Raw genomic sequence first — 15,519 nt, 5'->3', positions numbered from 1 at the left:
AATCTTATCGAGGAGTGGGTATTTTGAAGAGAAGATGGGCGAGTACAGTCGGAGTTTTGGGTTTGTGCACCGCGTTGGCAATGCCGGTTTATGCGGTCGAAAACGATACGAAAACGGCGGAGCATCATCATGACAATGCCATTTCCGGATTTATCGATTACCAGGAGCTGCAGAAAAGCTTGAAGCAAATCGAAGCCAACAGCAAAGGCGTTGTGCAAGTGGATGTAGCCGGGCAGTCGCATGAAGGCTTGGATATCTACACCGCGAGAGTGGGCACCGGCGACAAGGTCCTGCTGGTGCAAAGTGAAATCCATGGCAATGAAAAAACAGGCACCGTCGCGATTTTGAATTTATTGAAGACTTTATCCAATAACTCAAAAGCGTCGCAGCAGATCCGCGAAGAAGTGACGGTCGTCTTCATGCCGATGATGAACCCGGATGCGTCGGAAGCGGACAAGCGCCGCAACAGCCTGACGTGGAGCGAAGTCGTTGAAAGCTATCCGCAATTGTCGGGCGCTTCGCCTTCTTGGAACTACCTGGACCGCGGCATCAGCCAAAGCTACGATTACGGCGCGAATCCTGGATTTGACGTAAACCGCGACTTCAATCCGGATCTGGATTATGTGCCGGAAGCGCAAGACTTCCCGGGTGCATCCGATGAGCCAGGCTGGTTCATCACACCGGAAGCGCAAACTTCCCGCGACGTCTATAAATCGCTGCAGGATGAGTTCGGCAATGTCGATGTCTTTGTCGACTTGCATCACCAAGGCTTGTACTATGTCGATGGCACGAACGATCCGGTGACCTTGTCATTGTCAGCGCAATTCGTTCCGGACCCAAGCACGCCTGAAGGAGCGGACTATGCGGAGTACGCCGACAATTACAACTACGATTTCTCACGCCAGTTGAATTTATTGGCATACAATGAACTTCAGTCGTACGGCGAATCGAAATTCACCAACATCTCGCTGTATTCGCAAGGGCTCGACCTTCCTGGGACAGCGCTTGGCAGCTACGCGTTGAACGGCAGCGGCACGGTTCTGTTTGAAGTAAGAGGGCAGACGCAGAGCCTCGGGCAAAAAGAAAAAGGGCAATTGGTCAAATCGGTTGAACGCGGACTTTCCGGAATCATCGAAGGCGTCTCTGACGGTTCGGTCGAACAATTGGATCCGGAAGCGTACGAGGACATCCCGCTTACGGCTTACCGCCCTGCGTTTTGATGAAGTGTTGGTAGAACCGCTTCGGGCGAAATCTATCGATGTGATGGTGCAAGTAACTGTTAAGTTGCCACAAGTGAACACAGAATGCTGCAAGTAAATTCGGTATGACGCAAGCGAACCTTCTTTCAAGAGGCAAGCGTTGCGAAATATATAGAAGAAAACAGCACAAAGCGGATTGCATCCCCCTGCAATCCGCTTTGTGCTGTTTTATGCATTTTTCTTGCTGTCGATTTCCGTGTCCAAGTTTTGCTTCATGTAATCCTTGCCCCATTCGTACATCGAGTCGAGAATCGGAATCAGGCTGCGCCCTTGGTCGGTCAGCGAATATTCCACTTTCGGCGGGACGACCGGATACACTTCGCGGTGCACGATCAAATGCTCTTCGAGTTCCCGCAATTGCGTCACGAGCATGCGCTGGGTGATGCCCGGCATGAGGTTTTTCAATTCGCCGAAGCGTTTGGTGCCTTCTTTGCCCAAATGCCACAAAATCAGCATTTTCCACTTGCCGCCGATGATCGAAAGCGTCAGTTCTTTTTCACAATTAAAGCTTTTTTCTCCCAGATTGGGCATATTCTTCGCTTCCTTCCTGCGGTTCGAGAATGAATTTATCAATTGCGTGGCGCACACCTTCGTCGTTATTGGAGAGGGAGGTGTAATCCGCTATGTCTTTCACTGCCTGAACGGCGTTGCCCATGGCGATGCCGAAACCGGCCTGCTTCAGCAATTCGGAGTCGTTGTGGTTATCGCCGATGCCGATGATTTCCGAGCGGTCGATGCCGAGCGCATTCGCCAAGAATAACAACGCGCTGCCTTTATTTGCCTCGGGATGTGTCACTTCGAGGTAGTTCTTTTTGGATTTCGCAATATAGGCGGATTCGCCGAACAATGCCTGCAATTCCTGCTGCAGGGGATCGAGCACATGCGGTTCGTCGATAAACAGCAGTTTCGTAAAGCCATTTTGCGCGAGCCCGATCAAGTCCGGTTCTACGGCATAAGGTACTTGGACGGCTTCGGCGTAAGCAACGAGCTTGTCCGTTTCCGCAGCGCCGTACAAAATGTCGTCCTGGTAGACTTGCAGGTGGATGTCTCGTTCGAAGGCAAGCTCGACCAGCTTTTGCGAGATGGAAGAGGATACAGCGCGTTCATATAAGACGTCCGCTGCACCAACGGATTTGATCATCGCTCCTTGGTAAGTGATGAGCGGGGCATCGATCCCCACTTGCTGGGCGATGAGCTTGGCGGAAGAAAACATCCGTCCGGTCGCGATTGTCACAACTGTGCCCATTTCAATCGCTTGCTGGATGGCGGTTATCGTATTCGGGGAAATCGTCAGCTCGTCTGTCAGCAGCGTGCCGTCGAGGTCGATCGCAATCATTTTATACATAGGGTTCGCTCCTTGAATTTCTTTTTATGGATCTTAGCAATACACTCACTTTTGCACGTCAGGCATCCGGCTGTCCAGTGAAGCGGACTGAAATCCCCGCAAAATAAAATAAGCCGGGGCCTCTATCAAAGCAGACTCCGGCTTATTCGCTTTTATTCTAAATTGGCGTGCCTGCCGTACATCTTGTCGGACTCCAGCCCTTTGTTCTCCATAAAACGAAGAATCAACGCATCGTAGAAAACAAGGAGCGATTGCTCGAACAGCGAGCCCATCGGCTGGATGGACTTGCCGCTTTTGCCGTCCGCTTTCGCTTGCGCTGGAATGGTGATGGCGATGTCAGCGAGCTTGCCAATCGTCGATTCCGGATTGGTGGTAATGGCCGCGACCGTTGCGCCAATCGACTTCGCTTTTTGCGTCATCGCAGCCAGGCTTTGGGTTTCGCCTGAACCGGAGCCGACAATGAACAGATCGTTCGCTTCCAGATTCGGCGTTACCGTTTCGCCCACCACATACGCATCAAGCCCCATGTGCATCATGCGCATAACGAAAGATTTGGCCATAAAGCCCGAGCGGCCGGCGCCAGCGACAAAGATTTTCTTTGCCTGCAGCATGCCTTCTGCCAGCTTTTCGGCTTCCCGGTCATCGATGAGCGAGAGCGTCCGCTGGAGTTCAGCCAGTATTTCTTCTGTGAAAGCTGTGGTGTTCATGTTAGACCGTTACGCTTTCTTTCATCATCTCTTGGATTTTCTTCGCTTCTGCGCCTTTGTCGTCTTTGCCCGTGATGCCGCCGCCGACGATGATCAAGTCAGGCTGTGCTTTGATGACTTCTGGCAATGTTTCCAATTTGATGCCGCCCGCAATCGCGACGCGTGCGTTTTTCACGACGCTTTTGATGGTGCGCAAGTCTTCGAATGAGTCTTTGCCTTCTGCCTGTAAATCGTAGCCTGTGTGGACGCAGATGTAATCAGCGCCAAGCTGGTCAAGTTCTGCAGCACGCTTCTTGATGTCTTTGACTGCAATCATGTCGACGAGAATTTTCTTGCCTTGTTTTTTGGCTTCTTCGACTGCGCCTTTGATCGACGAATCTTCTGCTTGTGCAAGGATCGTAATGATGTCCGCGCCTGCAGCAGAAGCATTCGAAACTTCATAAGCGGCAGCGTCCATGATTTTCACGTCTGCTAGAACTTCCAGGTTCGGGAAAGCTTCTTTGATCGCCGTAACAGCTTTCAAGCCTTCTTTGTTGATGACCGGCGTGCCGATTTCAACGATATCAATAAATGCCTCTACTTCTTTCACCAATTCGATGGCTTGTGGAATGTCTACTAAGTCTAAAGCTAATTGTAATTTCATATATGTGTATCTCCTCGTATTCTTATTTTGGCTCACGATCAGTGTAAGCCCAAGCATCCTTTTTGTGAAGTACGCACTTTAAAATCACATACTGATAAAAAGTATACTGTCAGTGTTCATGCGATTTGAATTTCGAATAGACGAAAGGCGCTTTTCATTTTATTAGCTTAATGTTTTTTGAAAAGCTCAAATCAATCATTTACAATAAAGAGAAAATGACTGGATGGAGTGAAGTGATGATTTACGAATTCAAGGTGCAGTTAAAAAACACGCAGCCGCCAGTATGGCGAACACTGCAAGTGGATGGCGGAATGACGTTTTTTGAATTTCATCAAGTTCTCCAAGCTGCTTTCGAGTGGGAAGACAGCCATTTGCATATGTTCAACATTTTGAAAACGAATGGCAGGAAATCACAGTGGGTTGAAATTAGTCCGGATTACTCGGAATTCGGGTATTCCAATGAAAATGCGCGGGATGAAGAAGACGAATTATTGAGCGATTGGTTTGTTGTTGAGAAAGATCACGGCCTTTACACATATGATTTTGGAGCAGATTGGGAACATGACATTGTGCTGCAGCAAATTCTTGCTCCGTCTGCGGACCTTACCTATCCGCGTTGTGTGGAGGCTGCCGGATGGGCGCCGGAAGAAGAAGGTATCGGGATGGAAATGGCAACAGAAGCCGTTTCGCCAAAAATCGTCGCAACGGAAGTGAATAATGCGTTAAAGCCATGGGTGCAGTCCGTTGAAGCCGATAATGGAGAAAACAATGTCTGGAAACATTTATTGAACAAATCCAAAGAACTGAATGCATTAAAGCCGTGGGAAGTTATGGACGATGATGAAATTTTCATGGTGCTTGACCCGGTAAGCCAAGAGCGGTTGTTTGTCAGCGTGCTTGGTGGTGCCGGCCGGGAATTCGGCTTAGCGGTTTACATCGGGGAAGCCGGGCTGAGAAGCTTGCAGCTTGTTGTGGAACAGGTGAAGCCTTTGATGGAAGTGGTTTTTATCCAAAGGAGCCTGCTATTGTCTTTTGTGGACAGGGATGAATTGGAACAGGACGATTACGCTTTTTTGAAGGCGCACGGTTTGTCATTCAGAGGCAAGAAGCAATGGCCGGAATTCCGCAGTATGGTGCCGGGCAGCTATCCATGGGCGATTGATGGAGAAGAAGCCCGGATGTTGGCATTGGCAATCGAACAGACTGAAAAGGTTTTTCAACTGGTTCAGCAAGGGCAAGAGCTGCCGGTGTTTATGGAAGAAGAAGACATGTTTGCACGGATTCACCGAATAAATGATAGCGGGATCACGTGGGAAAATTCACTCGTTCAGGTCAAAGCTTTATACCCGGGCGAAGAACAGGATCAGCCAGCGGAACAGATGGTTACAGATATTGACCTGCACCGTGCCGGCAAGAAGCCGGTTTTCGCCGGTGAGATTGAATTCGATTTGTTTTACATCAATATGCCGGTGCAGCCGGCAGCAGGGGAACGCCCTTATTTCCCTTTGATGGCTGCAGCGATCGACAGCAGATCAGGAATAGCGCTTTATCAGGACATCTTCGAGAATTGGGGTGCCGATGAAGCGGTGCAGCAAGGCTTATTAGACTTTATCGAAAAGTTTGGAAAGAGACCGCACACACTGGTGGTAAAGAAAGAAGTCCACCGATTGCTGGAGCCAATCCTTCCAGCTTTGGCGATTAACGCCAAAGAAGCTGTAAAATTGCCGGAGATGGAGAATTTGAAAGCATATCTTTCGCAAATGAATTCCTGAAACTGAATGTGGGGTGAGCTCGATGGCAGTAATCGATGAATTGGCAGATCTGTTTTTGTATCACAGTGACGATATGCAAGGGGTTTTGAACCGGATCACGGGAGAAATCCTATTCGATGGGGAAGAGGATTTTACGGGAGAACCGGAAATCGATTGGAACGCGGAATCGGCTGAACATCTTCTTCTGATTCCGCAACTCACATCGCCTGAAGCTTTTGATATGATGCTATTGTTTGCCAAAGCACAAAAACCGGCGAACCAGACTCTTTTAATAGAAATTTTAGGTGAGCGAAAACCGTTCAGGCATTTTAAAGACACTGTCCAGGCGTTAAATATTGAACAAAGCTGGTATAAGTTTGAACAAGCATATGCGAAAGAGAGAATCTCGGAATGGCTGAAGAAAAATGAAATAGAGCTGGACTTGCTCTAACTGTTTTGTGATAACGAAAAAATTCTGGAAAATGCTGAGTATACGCCCCTTCATACAATGCCACTCCAACGAAACCTGCGTTTTTGGAAGGGGCATTTTGTTTTATTCATGCTTATAAATTATGCAGGAATTGCATAGCTCTAATAGAATAAAAGAAAAGTGAAGACTGAACTCATATAGTTCATTTATTGTACGGAATATTGTACAATAAATGGGAGGGAGTGATGTTATGGAAGCAATCAATTATTCTTCGTTGCGCAACAATCTAAAGCGATATATGGATAAAGTCACAGATGATTTTGAAACGATTATCATTACACGGAAAAACGAAAAAAACGTTGTGATGATTTCTGCTGAGGAATACAATAATTTGATGGAAAATATGCATTTGCTTGGCAATGAAGCGAATCGGAAACATTTGATGGAATCAAAAAAACAATTAGAAAAAGGCATAGCAGCTTCACGCACGCTTTTGGAAACTGATTGATGAGCATTGTTTTTACGGAAAAAGCATGGGAAGAATATACGGATTGGCAAACAGAAGATAAAAAAACGCTGAAACGAATTAATGCGTTGATTCAAGACATCCAGCGAAACGGATATGAGGGCATCGGCAAGCCGGAGCCCTTGCGCTACGATTTAAATGGTTATTGGTCTAGACGGATTAATGAAACGGATCGGCTGGTTTATCGGATTGATGAACAAAACGTTTATATTCTTCAATGCAAGTATCATTACAAATAAGGTGTTACTTGTCAGGGAAATGATATTCAATTAAGCATAAAAAAACTCCTTTTTGCGACAAACCCCTTAAATAAGGTTATGCTTAGGCCAGTGGAACTGTCCGCTTTAGCGGCAGGAAAACGGAAGGATGATTCATATGGCATTTCTGGACAAGCTCAACGCATTGAAAGACAAGTCGATTGAAAAAGGCAAGGCGCATTGGGAAGAAAACAAAGACGACTACAAAGAAAAAGCATCGACGTACAAAGACAAAGCCATGGTCATGAAAGATGACGTTGCGAATAAAATCAAAGAGAGAAACAAAAAATAAAATTTTCATCACAGCCACACCGGCAAGCCAGGTGTGGTTTTTTTGCCTTCAAATAGCTTAAAATTGAGAGTGAAGTAAGGGGGATGGACATGAAGCTGAACAATTTGAAGGCGTACGTGCCAGCTAAGCTGTACACGCGCGGCGTGGATTATTTTAAACAAGGGCATGTCAAAGATTTGACGGAAGATGCACCGAACCGCTGGCATGCGCTTGTAGCGGGAACGACGGACTACGACGTGGCCGTGAACCTGAAAAAAGACGGGAATCTGTCATCGACTTACTGCACATGCCCGTTCGAATCGGATTCGCTGTGCAAGCATGAAGTGGCGGTGTGCCTGGCGATTGAAGCTTATAAGAAAGAACATCCTGGCAGTAAGCCGGATGCGCTGACCCGTCTAAAAGCGCTGAAAAAAGCGGAGCTGCTGGAAATTTTTGAAGAGCTGCTGCAGCGGCAGCCGGCGGTGAACCAATATTTAGCGGACAAGTTCTCAGCTCCAATCGTAATGGATGAAATTGCTGCTCGCCACATCATCCAAAAATCAGTCAACCGTGCAGAACGCAGCGGCTTTATCGAATGGGACCGCACCCATGACGCAATCGAAGGAGCGCTGGAAGTCCAAGAATACTTGAGCACGCTAATCCCGATGAAAGACGGCGAAACGATGCTCACCCTTCATTTGATTGTCATTGCTGAATGCACCGAGATGCTCGGAATTGCCGATGATTCATCGGGGATAATCGGATCCGTCATCAACGAAAGTTTAGTGGAGATCCATGACATCATGGATAAATGGCAAGATGGCCTCGATGCGGCAAAGGTCGATTGGACGCTCGGGCTATTGTATCCGCATATTCTTTTTGCGATTGGCCAAGACATGACAGACGCTGCAACAGAACTTGCCGGATCGCTCCTGCAATGGGCCGACCAGGGCGATTACGCTAATAAAATCTACGGGTTTATTGATAAGGTCATTGCCAGCGAAGAAATGCAAAATCGGAAATCCGACTACACAGAAGAACAATTCCGGACGTATCAGCTGGCGATTTTGCAGCAGCAAGGAGACCGCGATGCGGTTGAAGCGTTCTATGCCAAGCATCACAGCTACTCAAATATCCGCAGATCCCAAATCGTCCAAGCTCTGGTTGCAGGAGAATTCGAAAAAGTAGTTCACTTGTGCAAGGTGTCGGAACAAATCGATTCCGAGCTTCGCGGCTTGGTGAGGGACTGGAAAAAGCTGCGCTTCGAGGCTTACGAAGGCATGCAGAATAAACCCGGCATGATCGAACTCGCTTATGAGTTCGCAGCCGGGGGAGACGAAGCGTATTACACCAAGCTGAAAAACCTGGTGAGCGCTGAACAATGGCCAGCGATGCTGGAGGAGTTGCTTGAAAAGCTTAAGAACAACGGCTGGGACAAATCCCTTTACCTCAAGATTCTGATTGACGAAAAAAGGGACGAAGACTTGCTGGACTATTGCCGCGCCAATCTTTCCGAAATCGAAAAACTGTATCCGCATTTGCTGAAAGAGTATCCGCACGAAGTGAATGAAATCTTCACTTCGTATATCTACAAATTGATCGCATCCGCATCTAACCGAAAAAGCTATTACACCGCCTGCACCAAAATCCGGATTTTCCAAAAAGCAGCAGGCAAAGAAGCGGCGGATGTACTGATCGACGAAGTGAAATTCATGTACCCGAAACGGAAGGCATTGCTGGATGAGTTGGCGAAACTATAATAGTGTCATTGTTTTCTGGAAAACAAACTAGATTTAAAGGTGGGGAAGTTATGGATATCGGACTAACTGGTTTTTTAGGAATCTTATTATTTGTTGCGGTGTTACTTGCCATTCGGTGGATCCGGATAATTAAAATCAACTCAACTAAACAAGTCGAACAAAATGAACAAATTATCAACTTGCTCAGAAGACAGCAATAGACAACGCGGTTCACTTGTCTACTTTTCAACAAACCGGGCAAGATTCTCCAGCGTGGAGTTCAGCCCGTCATCATGATCTTCTTTCCGGATTCCTTCTGGCACCCGTTCATTCACAATCGTCACCTTGGTGCCCGCCGCAACAGCTTCCAAAAACCAGGTCTGCACCATCTCACCGGAAAACGCAGGATCTTCCGAATCGAATTCACCGACCAGGACAATCTTGGTCTCAGGAACCAGTTCCAGAAACCGGCCTTTTGAGACGTCGGTGTTGTCCGAAGTTTTTCCTGGATTTGAGTGGTCGACTTCATATGTCAGAGTTAATTGATATGAACCGCCTGCGCGCGCATCAAAGAGATCGATGTGGGCTGACATGCCTTCGGGCGGCAGCCACAAAACCAACGATTCCGGTTTTACAAAAGCCTCGTAGATGGCTTGCCGTGGAGCTGCAATTACTCGTGATGCTGAATCGATGCGATAACTTGAAGGACCTTTCATGAATGAAAACCTCCTATATAAATTGATTTGATGTTTTTAATAATCTATACCCCATGCCCTGAGCGGCCGAAGCGATCTTCAACAAAACTACTTTTTGCACTTTTATTCTTATTTTATTCGCATCCTCTATCGTTATCAATTCTCTATCTTCTACCAATAGTATATAATTGCTGTACAAATGCTATACGAGTAAAGTTTCTGCCGCTCTGTATAAGGGGAATGGAAAGAAACATGATGCATGCAACAGAGCTGGTTTGCGTCTCCTGAAATGGGTCAGATTAGATAAAAATGAAAGAAGGATGATACCGCTATGATGAATCCGAAAAAATCCGTAATTGTAATCGGCGGCGGCCTCGGCGGCATTTCTGCCGCTATTTCACTCGCGCAAAAAGGCTACGCTGTTTCGTTATATGAAAAAAATGATCATGTCGGCGGGAAAGTGAACCGCCTGGAACAGGATGGTTTCGGCTTTGATCTCGGACCGTCCATTTTAACGATGCCGCATATTTTCGATAAATTATTCCAAGGAAGCGGCAAGCGTATGGAGGATTACGTGCCCATCAAGCGTCTTGAGCGGGAATGGCGTTCATTCTTCCCGGATGGCACAGTTCTGGATTTGTACCATGATCTCCGCTTGATGGAGCGGGCGAATCCGGCACTTTCCAAAAAGGACATGAAAGAGTATTACGCGCTGCTCAAATACGCGCAGCGGATTTACAAGACGACGGAACACAGCTATTTGAAAGAAGGCTTCGAGTCGCCGAAAGAAGCAGTTGCGCAAAACGGCATCATCGCGACATTAACCGGGTTCGACTTGACGTCGACGATGTACAGCGCCATTTCCAAGCGCATCAGCAATCCGCATTTGCGTGATATGCTGGCTTATTACGTCAAATATGTCGGTTCATCTCCTTACAGCGCGCCTGCAGTTCTCAATATGATGATTTACATGCAGCATGCGCAAGGTTGCTGGTACGTAGAAGGCGGCACGCATAAATTAGCGGAAGGCTTAACGCGCTTAGCTAAAGAAGCAGGGGTTCAAATCCATACCGGCATGGGCGTGGTACGTGCGCACGTCAATGAAAAAACGCAGCAGCTCGAGGCGATTGAACTGGAAGACGGTACCGTCAAGAAGGCCGATTATTATGTCTCGAACATGGAAGTCATTCCGTTTTATAAAAAAATGGTCGATGCAGATGAGAAGTTTGTCACCAAGCTGGTGAAAAAATACGAACCGTCGAGTTCCGGCCTCGTCCTGCACCTGGGGGTCAAAAAAACCTATCCGTTCCTGAATCACCACAATTTCTTCTTTTCGGAGAATTTGCATGAGCAGATGGATAAGGTTTTCGAGAAACACGAACTGCCGGATGACCCGACAATTTACCTCGTCAACGTCAACAAAACCGATCCATCCCAAGCACCGGCCGGGCATGAAAACATCAAGATCCTGCCGCATATCCCGTATATCCAAGACAAGCCGTTTACGGCGGAGCAATACCGGGAGTTTGAAGAGCGCGTCCTCGATAAACTCGAGCGCATGGGCTTGGAAGGCTTGCGCGAGAACATTGTGACGCGGGATGTCTGGACGCCGCATGACATCGAACGCACTTACGGATCCGACCGCGGTGCGATCTATGGAACCGTTTCTGATAAAAAAAGGAATGGCGGCTTCAAGCACAAGAAGCAGAGCGAACTATACGACAATCTGTATTTCGTCGGTGGCACCGTCAATCCAGGCGGTGGCATGCCGATGGTGACGCTCAGCGGCCAGCAAGTGAGCGACAAAATCGTGAAGCACGATCTTGAACGAAAGCGGTAAAAGAAATTAAATACTAAGTAAGAATGAAAAGACGCACTCCGCTGTTGGCGAGTGCGTCTTTTTGTGTTCCTAATTAATAATAAACATTAACATTCCACTGAACTTGGATTCAATTAAATAAATAATTAAAATATTCTTTCAATGGCTATTGATTTCTTTTGAAAGCGCTTTTATAATGTAGCTAATAACATTTGTAATGATGTCGAACATATGTAAAGAAGAGTGGAGGGGATTTACTTGTGGGGGTGGTTTATCGCTGCGTTTGCCGGTATATGGTTGCTTCAAATCGCCATGACGAAAGTTCAATTGAAAAATTACCAGGCAACCCTTAAAAAAATGAGTGCCAGGCCTTCAGGATATTTAGGCGTAGGCATACAAAAACAAAAGTTTGGAATAGGGGTTATTTCAATTATGGTAACCGATAAGGAGGGGAACGTAGTCGAAAGCCGATTAATGAAAGGCGTGACAGTGTTTAGCCGGTTTGAACCGTTCACGGAGTACGACGGGCTGAACATAGGGCAATTGAAAGAAACCCTTAATCAGGATCTTGTTGGCCAGGCTTTTAGAATGGCCATTGCAAAAATTGAAACACAAATGAACAAGCAAACAAATCTGGCGGTATAAGGAGGAAAAAAGATGGATTTTTTAGTTAGGCTCGCAGAAGGCTTTATCGGAATGTTCCAAGCAGGTGCTGATACATTTACAGGTCTCGTTACAGGAATCATTCCGCTGTTGATTGTCTTAATCACAGCCATTAATGCTTTAATCCGGTTAATCGGGGAAGAACGGATTAACAATCTTGCACGGAAAAGCACAAAAAATATTATTCTGCGTTATACGATTTTTCCGGTATTGGCAGTATTCTTTTTAACGAATCCAATGGCGTATACTTTCGGGAAGTTTCTTCCTGAAAAGCAAAAACCTGCTTTTTATGATTCAGCTGTATCATTCGTCCATCCGATCACAGGATTATTCCCGCATGCCAATCCGGCTGAATTATTCGTATATCTGGGAATTGCTGCCGGAATTACAGAATTAGGGTTATCACTCGGGCCGTTAGCCATTCGCTTCTTTTTAGTAGGTGTGATTGTCATATTGATCCGCGGCATTGTAACTGAAATCATTACTGTCCGCATGATGAAAGCAAAAGGAATGGAAGTCTAACAGTCTATAGATATGCCCATTTGAAAAGGAGGCAGGGAGAATGACAGAAACTCAGGCACCATCAAACTTTAAAGCGATTTCCGTTACCAAAGGACGCGGAGGCTGGGGCGGCCCGCTCACGATTCGGCCAAACGAAAATAGAAGATATATTGTATCTGTTACAGGAGGCGGAATTCATCCAGTTGCTGAAGAAATTGCGCGCCTGACAGGCGCAGAAGCCGTTGATGGATTTAAATCTTCATATGATAAAGAGGCAATGGCTTGTGTCGTTATCGACTGTGGGGGAACGGCGCGCTGTGGAGTTTATCCAAAGATGAATATTTTAACAATCAATGTAAACCCTACATCTCCATCAGGACCATTGATGAAATTTATTAATGAAGAAAATTTTGTTTCAGGTGTTACAGTTTCGGACATCAGTCCTGCAGCTGCATTTTATGAGGATCAGGATGAAGTCCAGGCTGCTGTCGACAAAGTGGAAGCACCAGCAGCACGCATGACACCTCAAGAATTGAAAGAAGAAGCAAAACGGAAAGCGGCGGAAAATTATCAACAGCCGAAAAAAATGAATATTGTAGAACGAGTCGGCCGTGGAGCAGGAAAAGTGGTAGGGGTTCTTTATCAGGCTGGCCGTGAAACGATTGATCAAGTCCTGAAAAATATCCTGCCGTTTATGGCATTTGTCAGTATGTTAATCGGAATTATCACCTTCACAGGAATCGGTGACATTATTGCAAACTTCGTTACACCGCTTGCCGGAAACTTTGTCGGATTGCTAATTCTTTCCGTCATTTGTGCATTGCCGATTCTGTCGCCGCTTCTTGGGCCAGGAGCAGTTATCGCACAAGTCGTAGGGGTATTGATCGGTGTAGAAATCGGACGCGGAAATATTCCGCCAGCTCTGGCATTGCCGGCTTTGTTTGCGATTAATCCCCAAGTAGGGGCTGACTTTGTACCAGTTGGATTGACGCTCGGAGAAGCTGAACCCGAGACGATCGAAGTCGGTGTGCCTGCTGTATTGATGTCCCGATTGATCACAGGGCCATTGGCAGTAGTCATCGCATATCTATTCAGTTTTGGGTTGTACTAAAAAGGAGGCAGTTAGGTGGAGAATATTATGATTAAAAAATATGAAGCTAATATAAAAGAGATTGGGGAAGAAGTCGGGATTTTTGCTGAGGAAAACATGATGGTCATTTTCAACGATACGGTTCCAGCAGAACTTCGATCATTTGCCGTAATCCACGAAAAAGCAGATCTTCAACACCAAGTGGAAGTTGGAGATATTCTGGAAATCAACGATGAAAGCTACGAAATTTTATTTGTTGGCAACAAAGTTAATGAAACACTTCGGGATATTGGACATTGCACCATTAGTTTTAGCGGAGAAGTATCGGCGGACCTGCTTCCAGGAACGATGTGTGTAGAAAAGAAAGTGATGCCTGAATTGGCGCTTGGAGCTGCAATCCGCATTTACAAAGCCTGACAAAGAGGAGACTGAGAAATGCTAGGTATAAATAGAAAACTCGAAGAAATGCAAAGAAACGGAATCATAATCAAGGTTGGACTTGTAGGTGCAGGGCAAATGGGACGAGGTATGGTTTCCCAGATCGAAAGCATGGCGGGGATGCGTGTGGTCATCACTGCGGATATTCAAATAGACAATGTCACGAATGCATACCTGAAGGCCGGTGTGGCAGATGCAGACATTGTCCAAACAAATCAGGCCAATGAAGCGGCAGAAGCCATTCAGGGTGGTAAAGTCGTAGCAACCACAGACGCGCAGCTTGTAACGTCTTTGGCCGATGTCGATGTGGTGGTTGATGCGACCGGAGTGCCAGACATTGGAGCGAAAATTGCGTGGGATGCTATTTTAAACAAAAAGCACATTGTCATGCTGAATGTAGAAGCAGATGTCACAATTGGTCCGCTGCTGAAGAAAATGGCAGATGCGAGCGGCGTCGTCTATACCGGAACGGCAGGAGACGAGCCGGGGGCAATTATGGAATTATACGATTTTGCGGATGCGCTGGGGTTTGAGGTGGTAGCGCTGGGTAAAGGGAAAAATAATCCCTTAAACTTGGCGGCAAATCCCGATTCTGCAGCGGAAGAAGCTGCCAGAAAAGGAGCGAGTGCAAAAATGTTGGCTTCTTTCCAGGACGGCACAAAAACAATGGTAGAAATGACGGCAGTGGCTAATGCCACAGGATTTCTTCCGGATAAACCGGGGATGAACGGCTTTGTCAGCGATGTCAAAGGGCTGCCGGAAATTTTTAAATTGAAAGAAGAAGGCGGCCAAGTCAGCAATAAGAAGATTGTTGAATACATCAATGGCGTTGCGCCAGGCGTTTTCGCGATTGTGGCTTCAGAAAAAGAAGAAGTCAATCATGAAATGCAATATTTGAGCATGGGCGACGGACCGAACTATGTGCTGTACCGGCCATATCATTTAACCAGCCTTGAGACGCCGATTTCCATTGCCAGAGCGTTTATCTATAATGAGGCGACAATCGCTCCCTGGAAAGGGCTTCAGGCCGAAACAGTGGCTGTGGCCAAGACTGATCTTGAGGAAGGGCAGTTCCTAGACAGCATCGGCGGATTCACCGTTTATGGCAGCATACTCTCTGCAACTGAAGCGAAGGAAAAAAACGCTCTGCCAATGGGCTTAGTCGACCGCAACGTCCAGCTGAAACGGTCCATTAAAAAAGGTCAGATTATTTCATATGACGATGTTGTCCAAACGAAAGAGTCGACAATCTGGCGTCTGCGCCGAATGCAGGATGATACCTTTGCAGTAAAAGAAGAAAAAGCAATTCCGGTTAAAGTTTAGCTTCCAGCAAATAAGCCGCAAATACCGGGAAAGAACATTCTGATCACAAATTCCAACTGTTA

Annotated in this window: 18 protein-coding genes; 13 read left to right on the top strand and 5 right to left on the bottom strand. The window is 46.6% G+C overall.

The window, feature by feature from the left end; all coding sequences use genetic code 11:
* The first annotated feature begins 80 nt into the window (after positions 1–80).
* Positions 81–1,220, top strand: a complete 1,140-nt coding sequence (locus QMA09_RS10750) for a M14 family zinc carboxypeptidase (protein WP_290213138.1) — start codon at positions 81–83, stop codon at positions 1,218–1,220.
* Positions 1,221–1,427: 207 nt separating this feature from the next.
* On the opposite strand, the gene QMA09_RS10745 is transcribed toward QMA09_RS10750, so the two are convergent.
* From QMA09_RS10745 to hxlA, 4 genes are all read right to left on the bottom strand, one after another.
* Positions 1,428–1,790, bottom strand: coding sequence for a winged helix-turn-helix transcriptional regulator (locus QMA09_RS10745; protein ID WP_135502726.1), 363 nt, complete (start codon positions 1,788–1,790; stop codon positions 1,428–1,430).
* Positions 1,762–2,604, bottom strand: coding sequence for a Cof-type HAD-IIB family hydrolase (locus QMA09_RS10740; RefSeq protein WP_290213136.1), 843 nt, complete (start codon positions 2,602–2,604; stop codon positions 1,762–1,764). Before QMA09_RS10740 ends, QMA09_RS10745 begins: the two co-directional genes overlap by 29 nt.
* A 152-nt stretch (positions 2,605–2,756) precedes the next feature.
* Positions 2,757–3,311: a 6-phospho-3-hexuloisomerase gene (hxlB, locus tag QMA09_RS10735; RefSeq protein ID WP_290213135.1), complete on the bottom strand. Its 555-nt coding sequence runs from the start codon at positions 3,309–3,311 to the stop codon at positions 2,757–2,759.
* 1 nt (position 3,312) lies between these two features.
* Positions 3,313–3,954 carry a 3-hexulose-6-phosphate synthase gene (gene hxlA, locus QMA09_RS10730; RefSeq protein ID WP_290213134.1) on the bottom strand — a complete coding sequence of 214 codons (642 nt, stop codon included), beginning with the start codon at positions 3,952–3,954 and terminating at the stop codon, positions 3,313–3,315.
* A gap of 215 nt (positions 3,955–4,169) precedes the next feature.
* Between hxlA and QMA09_RS10725 the strand changes: the two genes are divergently transcribed.
* From QMA09_RS10725 to QMA09_RS10700, 6 genes are all read left to right on the top strand, one after another.
* Positions 4,170–5,726 carry a plasmid pRiA4b ORF-3 family protein gene (locus QMA09_RS10725; protein WP_290213133.1) on the top strand — a complete coding sequence of 519 codons (1,557 nt, stop codon included), beginning with the start codon at positions 4,170–4,172 and terminating at the stop codon, positions 5,724–5,726.
* A 22-nt stretch (positions 5,727–5,748) separates the two neighbouring features.
* A complete protein-coding gene (locus QMA09_RS10720) occupies positions 5,749–6,156 on the top strand; it encodes a UPF0158 family protein (RefSeq protein ID WP_290213132.1) in 408 nt (135 codons plus the stop codon).
* 229 nt (positions 6,157–6,385) lie between these two features.
* On the top strand, positions 6,386–6,643 hold the full coding sequence (locus tag QMA09_RS10715) for a type II toxin-antitoxin system Phd/YefM family antitoxin (protein WP_290213130.1): 258 nt from the start codon (positions 6,386–6,388) through the stop codon (positions 6,641–6,643).
* Positions 6,643–6,900 carry a Txe/YoeB family addiction module toxin gene (locus QMA09_RS10710; protein WP_290213129.1) on the top strand — a complete coding sequence of 86 codons (258 nt, stop codon included), beginning with the start codon at positions 6,643–6,645 and terminating at the stop codon, positions 6,898–6,900. Before QMA09_RS10715 ends, QMA09_RS10710 begins: the two co-directional genes overlap by 1 nt.
* A 136-nt stretch (positions 6,901–7,036) precedes the next feature.
* Positions 7,037–7,210 (top strand): hypothetical protein, encoded by a 174-nt coding sequence (locus tag QMA09_RS10705; RefSeq protein ID WP_290213128.1) that lies wholly within the window; start codon positions 7,037–7,039, stop codon positions 7,208–7,210.
* An 89-nt stretch (positions 7,211–7,299) separates the two neighbouring features.
* Positions 7,300–8,949: an SWIM zinc finger family protein gene (locus tag QMA09_RS10700; RefSeq protein ID WP_290213126.1), complete on the top strand. Its 1,650-nt coding sequence runs from the start codon at positions 7,300–7,302 to the stop codon at positions 8,947–8,949.
* Between the two features lie 218 nt (positions 8,950–9,167).
* On the opposite strand, the gene QMA09_RS10695 is transcribed toward QMA09_RS10700, so the two are convergent.
* Entirely contained in the window at positions 9,168–9,644 is a 477-nt protein-coding gene (locus QMA09_RS10695; protein WP_290213125.1) for an SRPBCC domain-containing protein, read from the bottom strand.
* 310 nt (positions 9,645–9,954) lie between these two features.
* Here QMA09_RS10695 and QMA09_RS10690 point away from each other — a divergent pair, with 310 nt between their 5' ends.
* The 6 genes from QMA09_RS10690 to QMA09_RS10665 all read left to right on the top strand — a co-directional run bounded on the left by QMA09_RS10690 (position 9,955) and on the right by QMA09_RS10665 (position 15,457).
* Positions 9,955–11,463, top strand: a complete 1,509-nt coding sequence (locus QMA09_RS10690) for a phytoene desaturase family protein (protein WP_290213124.1) — start codon at positions 9,955–9,957, stop codon at positions 11,461–11,463.
* 237 nt (positions 11,464–11,700) lie between these two features.
* Positions 11,701–12,087: a transcriptional regulator GutM gene (locus QMA09_RS10685; RefSeq protein ID WP_290213123.1), complete on the top strand. Its 387-nt coding sequence runs from the start codon at positions 11,701–11,703 to the stop codon at positions 12,085–12,087.
* A gap of 12 nt (positions 12,088–12,099) precedes the next feature.
* Positions 12,100–12,627, top strand: coding sequence for a PTS glucitol/sorbitol transporter subunit IIC (srlA, locus tag QMA09_RS10680; protein ID WP_135502751.1), 528 nt, complete (start codon positions 12,100–12,102; stop codon positions 12,625–12,627).
* 40 nt (positions 12,628–12,667) lie between these two features.
* The gene (gene srlE / locus QMA09_RS10675) at positions 12,668–13,717 is read left to right on the top strand and encodes a PTS glucitol/sorbitol transporter subunit IIB (RefSeq protein ID WP_290213121.1); all 1,050 of its coding nucleotides are present in this window, start codon (positions 12,668–12,670) and stop codon (positions 13,715–13,717) included.
* Between the two features lie 27 nt (positions 13,718–13,744).
* Positions 13,745–14,113, top strand: coding sequence for a PTS glucitol/sorbitol transporter subunit IIA (locus QMA09_RS10670; protein ID WP_135502755.1), 369 nt, complete (start codon positions 13,745–13,747; stop codon positions 14,111–14,113).
* Positions 14,114–14,131: 18 nt separating this feature from the next.
* Complete coding sequence (locus QMA09_RS10665; protein WP_290213120.1) at positions 14,132–15,457, top strand: NAD(P)H-dependent oxidoreductase; 1,326 nt, start codon at positions 14,132–14,134, stop codon at positions 15,455–15,457.
* The last annotated feature ends 62 nt before the right edge of the window (positions 15,458–15,519 follow it).

The sequence above is a fragment of the Planococcus sp. APC 3906 genome (assembly GCF_030407685.1).
In the GTDB taxonomy this organism is placed as follows: Bacteria; Bacillota; Bacilli; order Bacillales_A; family Planococcaceae; genus Planococcus; species Planococcus koreensis.
Note: the sequence above shows the minus strand (reverse complement) of the source record. Positions and strands in the feature narration are given on the sequence as shown.

Excerpts from the sequence above, each read along its gene's own strand:
- QMA09_RS10665 (WP_290213120.1), top strand. The coding sequence starts at position 14,132 with ATGCTAGGTATAAATAGAAAACTCGAAGAAATGCAAAGAAACGGAATC.
- srlE (WP_290213121.1), top strand. The coding sequence starts at position 12,668 with ATGACAGAAACTCAGGCACCATCAAACTTTAAAGCGATTTCCGTTACC.
- hxlA (WP_290213134.1), bottom strand. The coding sequence starts at position 3,954 with ATGAAATTACAATTAGCTTTAGACTTAGTAGACATTCCACAAGCCATC.
- QMA09_RS10740 (WP_290213136.1), bottom strand. The coding sequence starts at position 2,604 with ATGTATAAAATGATTGCGATCGACCTCGACGGCACGCTGCTGACAGAC.
- QMA09_RS10715 (WP_290213130.1), top strand. The coding sequence starts at position 6,386 with ATGGAAGCAATCAATTATTCTTCGTTGCGCAACAATCTAAAGCGATAT.
- QMA09_RS10690 (WP_290213124.1), top strand. The coding sequence starts at position 9,955 with ATGATGAATCCGAAAAAATCCGTAATTGTAATCGGCGGCGGCCTCGGC.
- hxlB (WP_290213135.1), bottom strand. The coding sequence starts at position 3,311 with ATGAACACCACAGCTTTCACAGAAGAAATACTGGCTGAACTCCAGCGG.
- QMA09_RS10670 (WP_135502755.1), top strand. The coding sequence starts at position 13,745 with ATGATTAAAAAATATGAAGCTAATATAAAAGAGATTGGGGAAGAAGTC.
- QMA09_RS10700 (WP_290213126.1), top strand. The coding sequence starts at position 7,300 with ATGAAGCTGAACAATTTGAAGGCGTACGTGCCAGCTAAGCTGTACACG.
- QMA09_RS10710 (WP_290213129.1), top strand. The coding sequence starts at position 6,643 with ATGAGCATTGTTTTTACGGAAAAAGCATGGGAAGAATATACGGATTGG.
- QMA09_RS10705 (WP_290213128.1), top strand. The coding sequence starts at position 7,037 with ATGGCATTTCTGGACAAGCTCAACGCATTGAAAGACAAGTCGATTGAA.
- QMA09_RS10745 (WP_135502726.1), bottom strand. The coding sequence starts at position 1,790 with ATGCCCAATCTGGGAGAAAAAAGCTTTAATTGTGAAAAAGAACTGACG.
- QMA09_RS10750 (WP_290213138.1), top strand. The coding sequence starts at position 81 with ATGCCGGTTTATGCGGTCGAAAACGATACGAAAACGGCGGAGCATCAT.
- QMA09_RS10725 (WP_290213133.1), top strand. The coding sequence starts at position 4,170 with ATGACTGGATGGAGTGAAGTGATGATTTACGAATTCAAGGTGCAGTTA.
- QMA09_RS10695 (WP_290213125.1), bottom strand. The coding sequence starts at position 9,644 with ATGAAAGGTCCTTCAAGTTATCGCATCGATTCAGCATCACGAGTAATT.
- QMA09_RS10720 (WP_290213132.1), top strand. The coding sequence starts at position 5,749 with ATGGCAGTAATCGATGAATTGGCAGATCTGTTTTTGTATCACAGTGAC.
- srlA (WP_135502751.1), top strand. The coding sequence starts at position 12,100 with ATGGATTTTTTAGTTAGGCTCGCAGAAGGCTTTATCGGAATGTTCCAA.